Raw genomic sequence first — 744 nt, 5'->3', positions numbered from 1 at the left:
GCGGCGCTTGCGGACGACGCCGTACGTCGTGTTCCTGTCCGCGTTCCTGCTGATGCTGTCGCGGCGCACCGGGCAGCACGACCTGGTGGTCGGCTCGCCGGTCGCCAACCGCGCGTCGAGCCGCACCGAAGAGCTCGTCGGCTTTTTCGTCAACCTGCTCGCATTGCGCGTGGCGTTCCCGGCGGCCTGCAGCACGCGCGCATGGATCGAACGGGTGCGCGACTGCGTGATGGCCGCGCACGCGCATCAGGACTATCCGTTCGAAAAGCTGGTCGAGCGTTACGCCGGCCCGCGCGACGCGTCGCTGACGCCGCTGTTCCAGGTGGTGTTCTCGATGCAGGAGGCGCCGGTTCGCCAGGTGCGGATCGGCGCGCTGGACGTCGCGTTCGAGGACACGCCGGAAACGGAAACCGAATACGACCTGACGATGAACCTGCATCGCGACGGCGCGGGCTACGGCGGCGTGCTGCTGACACGCGACGGCGTGCTGGAGCGGGGCGAGGCGGACGAGGTGGTCGAACAGTTCCACGCGGCGCTGGACCTGTTGCTGACGCTGCCGGACGATGCGCCGCTGGGCGACGCGGGCGTGCTGTCGGCCGCGCAGCGCCAGGCATGGCAGGCGGCGTCCGGCACCGTCGACGCGCCTGCGCGGGCGGCGTCCGACCTCGTGTCGCTGCTGTCGGGCACGCTGACGGCCGGCAACGCCGCGCGTGCGCGCCAAGTCGGCCGCGCCCAACACGTCGT

Annotated in this window: 1 protein-coding gene; it reads left to right on the top strand. The window is 71.5% G+C overall.

The window, feature by feature from the left end; genetic code table 11:
- On the top strand, positions 1–744 hold a 744-nt coding region (locus G3N98_RS39460; protein ID WP_206151145.1), incomplete at both ends, for a condensation domain-containing protein.

Source organism: Burkholderia sp. Tr-20390 (genome assembly GCF_017104595.1).
In the GTDB taxonomy this organism is placed as follows: domain Bacteria; phylum Pseudomonadota; class Gammaproteobacteria; order Burkholderiales; family Burkholderiaceae; genus Burkholderia.
This window is presented reverse-complemented; position numbering and strand designations above follow the sequence as displayed.